Source organism: Rhodospirillum sp. A1_3_36, from assembly GCF_047263945.1.
GTDB lineage: Bacteria > Pseudomonadota > Alphaproteobacteria > Rhodospirillales > Rhodospirillaceae > Rhodospirillum.
Genome location: NZ_JBLAVB010000029.1, coordinates 21,373 through 28,014, shown reverse-complemented (window position 1 = coordinate 28,014; position 6,642 = coordinate 21,373). Strand labels below are relative to the sequence as shown.

Below are 6,642 nucleotides of genomic sequence, written 5' to 3'. Positions count from 1 at the left end.
CCAGAACAAGCGCCATGGCTAACAAGCGCCGGGCCGCTTTCGCGTCATCGGTGGAAACAGCCAATCCCCGCAGCGACGCTGCGTCATGATCTCCCCGACGGATTTCTATCGCCAAGGTCAACTCCCCTATCCAGAAATTGAATATGGGGAGAGTGAATCATGATTGAGCGAACTAGGGAATCCCTTAAAGCCTATATCCGAGTCACAACCTCATGCCCTTGGTATAAAAATGATCAGCCCTAAATAAAAGAAACGTGCATCCCTTAGCGCGTGCGTGGGAATGACGAATAATGAATCCGCGTCAGCTCACTTCCCGCTAATCCCGCATAACCCCAAAAAAACCTGGAGGGTGTGGGAGGCCTTGGCCTCCCACGAAGCGGGGGATCGGGGGCAGCAGCCCCCGAGCGTTCGCTCAGGACACCGAAGCCTTGGCTTTCGCCGCAAACGTCTCCGCGTGCTCCTTGCGCATGGCCGCTTTCTGGACCTTGCCCATGGTGTTGCGCGGCAGTTCGGCGGTTTCGAAGATGACCTTGGGCACCTTGAATTTCGCCAAGCTCTCCGCGGCCTTGGCGATGATCGCCTTGTGGTCCAGGGTGGCACCCGGGGTGGGGACGATCACCGCAGCCACGGCCTCGCCGAAGTCGGGGTGGGGAAGGCCGATCACCGCGCTTTCCTTGACCTCCGGCAGGGTGGCCAGCACGTCCTCCACTTCCTTGGGGTAGACGTTGAAGCCACCGGAAATGATCAGGTCCTTGTCCCGGCCAACGATGGTCACATAGCCGTCCTCGGCGATGACCGCGTTATCGCCGGTGATGAAAAAGCCGTCGGGGCGGAATTCCTCGGCGGTCTTTTCGGGCATGCGCCAATAGCCCTTGAAGACGTTCGGCCCCTTGACCTCCAGCACGCCCACCTCACCGGGTGGCAGGATCCGCGCGTCCTTGTCGCACACCCGAACCTCGACCCCCGGCAGGGGCAGGCCGACCGTTCCGGCTCTCCGGTCACCGTCCAGCGGGTTGGAGGTGTTCATGCAGGTCTCGGTCATGCCATAGCGCTCGAGGATCCGATGGCCGGTGCGCTCCTCAAAGGCGATGTGGGTCTCGGCCAGCAGGGGGGCGGAGCCGGAGACGAAAAGGCGCATGGTCTTGGTTGCCTCCTTGGTCAGCCCCGGATGGTCGAGCAGGCGGGTGTAGAAGGTCGGCACCCCCATCATGCAGGTGGCCTTGGGCATCAGCTTCAACATCACATCGGCGTCAAACTTGGGCAGAAGGATCATGGTGCCACCGTTGAGCAGCATGATATTGGCCGCCACGAACAGGCCATGGGTGTGGAACAAGGGCAGGGCATGGAGCAGCACATCCCCCTCACGGAAACCCCAGATCTCGTGCAGGGTCAAGGCGTTGGAGGCGAGGTTCTTATGGGTCAGCATGGCTCCCTTGGACCGCCCCGTGGTGCCCGAGGTGTAGAGAATCGCCGCAAGGTCGTCGTCGGCGCGCTCGGCAACCTCTGTGTCGGGCTCGGCGGCGTCGGCGGCCTCGGCCAGAGTGCCGTCACCGTTGACACCCAAGGTCAGACCGACGGCGCCCGCCTTGGTGGCTTCCTCGGCCATGCCCTTTGCGGCGGGATCGAAGACGAAGACCCGGGGTTCCGCATCGCCCAGGAAGTAGGCGATTTCCGAAGCCGTATAGCCCGTGTTCAGCGGCAGGTGCACGGCGCCCGTGCGCAGGCAGGCCAGAACCAGGGCGATGACATCCCAGGATTTCTCCACGCGGGCGGCGACCCGATCGCCGGGCACCACCCCATTGGCCCGCAGCACCGCAGCCATGCGGGCCGCCCGGTCGATCAGGGCGGCGCAGGAGATCTCGGTCCCGTCCGGCGTGATGATGATCGGTCGGGACCGGTCGGCGGGAAGGCGGCTTTCAATCAGCGGATACAACGACATGGTTTAGGTCCATTTCCTGGGTCGGTATTTTTATTCGGGATCGGGTCTGGGGAGGAGACCGGTGCGCGGTCACCCCTTGCCCGCGAGGGAGAGGACCGCACGGGAGGCGGCCACCTTCCCCTCGGCCATCAGGGCCTCGTGATTGCGTTCGATATCGGACAGACGGTAGAGGTAGTTGACCATCATCCCTCCGGATTGGCGCAGCCCCTTGGCCGAGGTATCGCCCAGCCAGTTCACCCGCTCCAGGGTCGCCCCGTTGCCCAGGTGGAAGCGGGCGGTGGGATCCAGCGGCGCCTTACCCCGGCGCCCATGGTACAGGTAGGCGGCGCACAGGCGGGTCATGGGCTCGCGGATGGACTCCGCAAGCGCGGTGTCCTCCTGCCATCCGTCCTGGTCAAGAACGGCGAGCAGGGCCTTGGCCTTCTCGGCCTCCGCTCCCTTGCGACGGGAGCGCAGCCAGCCGACGAAGCCGGGGATCGGCGACAGGGTGGAGAAGGTCTTGAGGTTGGGCATCTCCCGGCGCAATTCCTCGACCACCTGCTTGATCAGGAAATTGCCCAGGGAAATCCCGCGCAACCCCTCCTGACAGTTGCTGATGGAATAGAAGATCGCCGTGTCTGCGGTCTTGGGGGCGTCGGGGTCCTCGCCCGGTTCCAGGAGAGCTTGAACGCTGGACGCCAGCCCTTTGACCAGGGCGATCTCCACGAAGATCAGCGGCTCGTCTTCCAGCGCCGGATGGAAAAAAGCGAAGCAGCGGCGGTCAGCCGCGAGGCGGCGGCGCAGGTCGTCCCAACCATCAATCTCGTGCACGGCCTCGTAACGGATGAGCTTTTCCAGCACCGACGCGCTGGTCCGCCAATCGATGCGGCGCAGTTCAAGAAAGCCCCGGTTGAACCAGCTCGACAGCAGGTGGCGCAGGTCGTCGTCCAGGGGCGCCAGATCCGGATGGTCCTTGAGCAGGCCAAGCAGGGCCAGGCGCATGTCGACCACGGCCTCGGTGCCGTCGGGCGCCATGTTGATGCGCCGGAGCAGATCCTGGCGAGCCGGTTCGGCGGCCTGATGCAGGGCGGTCAGCGCGGCCTCGTCGGGGGCCTCCCGCCAGCGGGCAATGGCGGCCTCCAGGGCTTTCGCATCGACGGAGAACTCGTCGAGCAAGGCCCGGAAAAAAGCCGGTCGGTCCCCCTTGGGTAGGAGATGCCATTGGGCGGCCACCTCCCGCGCCAGGGCCGTCCCCGTGGCCTCGCCGGAGCGGGAGGCGAGGTCGTGACAGAGCCCCAGTAGGGTCCGCTCCCGGTCGCTTCCCTGGGACAAGGGGAAGTCGAGCAACTCCCGTCCCCGGTCGGCGATTCCCGTCAGCCAGTCGATTACGCCAACGCGAGTCATCGGGCGTCTCCCATCATGGTTGTTGGCAGCCAAGTAGCGATCTCCGGGAAAATACAGAGGATCAGGATGGCGGCGAACATGCAAAGCACATAGGGGATGGAGCCGCGCAGGATGGTCTTCAGGTGGATGTCCGGGGCGATGCCGTTGATAACGTAGAGGTTCAGGCCCACGGGCGGGGTGATCAGGCCTACCTCCATGTTGATGGTCAGGATCACCGCGAACCAATAGGGGTCGAAGCCCGCAGAGGTGATCACCGGCAACAGAATGGGGGCGCTCATCAGGATGACCGCAACCGGCGGCAGGAAGAACCCGGCCATCAGCAAGAAGACGTTGACGAAGCCCATCAGGACCCAGCGGTTGACCTCCAAGGCCCCGATCCACTGGGCAATGGTCTGGGTGACCATCAGGCTGGAGAGCATATAGCTGAACACCCCCGCCGCCCCGATGATCAACAGGATCATCACGGATTCCCGGGTGGTGTCGCGCAGGATCTCCCATAGCTTGCCCGGCTGCCACATGCGGTAAATGACAACGGCCGTCAGCAGGCAGAAGAAGGCGCCGACCCCCGCCGTTTCCGAGGGTGTGGCCACCCCGCCATAAAGGGCGAAGAGCACTCCGGCGATGATCACCAGGAAGGGGATGACCCGGGGCAGAACCTCGAACCGCTGGCGCCAGCTATAGGTGACCGCCGTCAGGGCCGAAACCCCGTCGCCCATGCGCCGGGCTTGGCTCCAGGTGGAATAGATGGACCAGGCCATGAACAGCACCGTCACCAACAGGCCTGGCAACAACCCCGCCAGGAACAAGCGACCGATGGAGGTTTCGGTGGAGATGCCATAGACGATCATGGTGACACTGGGGGGGATGAGGATCCCCAGGGTTCCCCCAGCCGCGATAGAGCCCGCCGCCACCGTGTCGGGATAGCCGCGCTCGCGCATGGCCGGGATGCCCATCTTGCCAATGGCCGCGCAGGTGGCCGGAGAGGATCCGGACAGGGCGGAAAACAGGGCGCAAGCCCCAAGGTTGGAGATCACCAGCCCACCCGGGATCCGGGTCAGCCAGCGGTCCAGCGCCGTATACAGATCGGCCCCCGCCCGGGAAGATGCCACGGCCGCCCCCATCAGGATGAACATGGGGATGGCCAGGACCTCGAAGCTTTCCAGCTTTCCGAACAGGATCTCCGGCATCAAGGACAAAGCACTCAGGCCATCAAAGGAGACGATGAAGACCAGACTGATGGTCAGCAGCCCAAAACCCACGGGTAGGCCGGAGAACAGGATGGCCGTGGTGGCCACGCCAATGATCAGGGCGAGGAGAAGGGGGTCCATCTCAATGTCTCCGCGTCTGGGGGGCGGCGGCCTCGGGATCCAGGCCAAAGGGAGACTCCCGTCCGGTCAGCAGGGACAGAAGGTCAGCGACGAATTGCAACAACAGGACCAGAAACCCAACGGGAATGGCGAGGAACGGGATCCAAAGGCGCGGCGCCCAGATGCTTTCCGACAGCCAGCCGCCGGACTTGGCTTCCAGGACCAATTCCACCCCATACCCCCCGAAGACCAGGCAAAGCCCCACCCCCACCAGAAGGCAGAGGACAGCCAGGGCCTTGCGGGGGCCGGGGCTCAGATACATGGGGAACAGGTCCACGTTCACATGACCTCGGATGAGCTGCACATAAGGCAGGCCCACCAGGGTCGCGGCGATCATCATGTAAATGACCGCCTCACTCTGCCAAACGGTGGATGCGTTCAGGACATAGCGCAGGAAAACCATCTGGCAGACGATCAGCATGGACACCAGAATCAGGGCCGCCGAGACGCCCCCGCAGAGGCGGGACAGCAGACCAACCCCAGAAATGAAGGCATCAAGCGGCCCGCTTGGTGTTTCCCCTGACGGAGACGGATCCGCAGAGCGGTGGGGCTTGGACGGCGGTGTGGCGCCCCAGCTGTCGTCACCGGAGGGCGGATCGTCCCCTGGGTCATCCCCCTGGGCACAGCCATGAGCGGCAAGACGGGCGATGGAGTCAGCGAAGGCGGTCATGGGGATCGTCTCCGGGTTAGCCTCTACGAGAAAATGAGTCCCGAAACGCGCCTGGGGTCATGGCGAAACGGCGCGTTCCGGGGAGGATGATCGATCACTTCACGGACAGGGCCATGTCCAGCAGTTCCTGGCCGCCCTCGACGCTATCGGCGAAGGACTTATAGGAGGTCTTTTTGGCGATCTCCTGCCATGCGGCGAAGTCTTCCGCCGTCAGGTCGGCGATTTCCACGCCCGCGTCCTTGAAGACCTTGACGGACTCCGCGTCCTGCTTGGCGGCCTCCTCGGAGTAATAGGCCTCGGCTTTCGCCGCAGCGGCGGCCAGCGCGGCCTTTTGGGCATCGTTCAAGCCGTCATAGGACTTTTTGGACATCAGAACCGGTTGGTACATGAACCACAGGGCATTCTCGCCTGCGGGGGTGTAGCACTTGACCTGTTCGTAGATGCGGTAGGACACGAAGCTCGACGAGCTGGTGTTCACGCCGTCCAGGATACCGGTTTGCATGGCGGTGTACACTTCAGAGCTGGGCATGGCGGAGATGGACGCCCCGGCCCCGACCAGCATTTCCTCGAAGGACTTGCCCGCAGCACGGAACTGCATGCCCTCCACGTCCTTGGGCTGACGGATGCACTTGTCCTTACCGGCGAACCCTCCAGCCAGCCAGCCCTTGGCCACCGTGACCACGCCCGCGCCGTTCAAGATCTCCTCAATCTTGCCCATGAAGGGGCTTTTGTTCAGGCGTTCAGCATGGGCATGGTTCTTCACCAACCCTGGCATCAGGGTCAGGTTGAATTCGGGATGACGTCCTCCGGCGTAGGCCAGGGGATAGACGATCATGTCCAACTGCCCTCGAGTCAGGGGCGTCCACTGCTCCTTGGGTTTGAACAGGGTGCCGTTGGGGTAGATCTGGATTTCCAGATCCACGTCAGCCTTCTTCACCTCGTCGGCAATGATTTCCGCCACCTTGTGGCGCACGTCCTTATCGGACCACTGATGGGACAGCTTCAACGTGGTCGCCTCGGCAATGCCAATACCCCCCAGAAGGGTGGCGGCCAGGGCCACCGCAGACACGGCCCGCGTGGTGAACATCTTCATGGAATGACTCCCTGTCTCGGTTTTCTTTTGTTGGGCTGATCTCAGTCCGCCAACCCTGACTCCAGGGATAGGAGATGACTGGCATCCTGTCCATGATTTTTTGTATACCAGATCAACTCAAAGCAAAACATCATACCGCAACGCAATATACCAAATCGTGTTTTTCGCCCCACCGTTCCCCGAAAAGAAA

Annotated in this window: 5 protein-coding genes; all 5 read right to left on the bottom strand. The window is 63.1% G+C overall.

The genetic code is table 11. The annotated features are described in order from the left end of the window. Positions 1-412: 412 nt before the first annotated feature. Complete coding sequence (locus tag ACLIRY_RS24805) at positions 413-1,939, bottom strand: malonate--CoA ligase (protein WP_413208112.1); 1,527 nt, start codon at positions 1,937-1,939, stop codon at positions 413-415. A 69-nt stretch (positions 1,940-2,008) separates the two neighbouring features. Next, a complete protein-coding gene (locus ACLIRY_RS24800) occupies positions 2,009-3,322 on the bottom strand; it encodes a malonyl-CoA decarboxylase (protein ID WP_413208111.1) in 1,314 nt (437 codons plus the stop codon). Beyond that, positions 3,319-4,650, bottom strand: a complete 1,332-nt coding sequence (locus ACLIRY_RS24795; protein ID WP_413208110.1) for a TRAP transporter large permease — start codon at positions 4,648-4,650, stop codon at positions 3,319-3,321. Before ACLIRY_RS24795 ends, ACLIRY_RS24800 begins: the two co-directional genes overlap by 4 nt. A gap of 1 nt (position 4,651) precedes the next feature. Continuing rightward, the gene (locus tag ACLIRY_RS24790; protein ID WP_413208109.1) at positions 4,652-5,359 is read right to left on the bottom strand and encodes a TRAP transporter small permease; all 708 of its coding nucleotides are present in this window, start codon (positions 5,357-5,359) and stop codon (positions 4,652-4,654) included. A 94-nt stretch (positions 5,360-5,453) separates the two neighbouring features. Continuing rightward, entirely contained in the window at positions 5,454-6,452 is a 999-nt protein-coding gene (dctP, locus tag ACLIRY_RS24785) for a TRAP transporter substrate-binding protein DctP (RefSeq protein WP_413208108.1), read from the bottom strand. Positions 6,453-6,642: the final 190 nt, after the last annotated feature.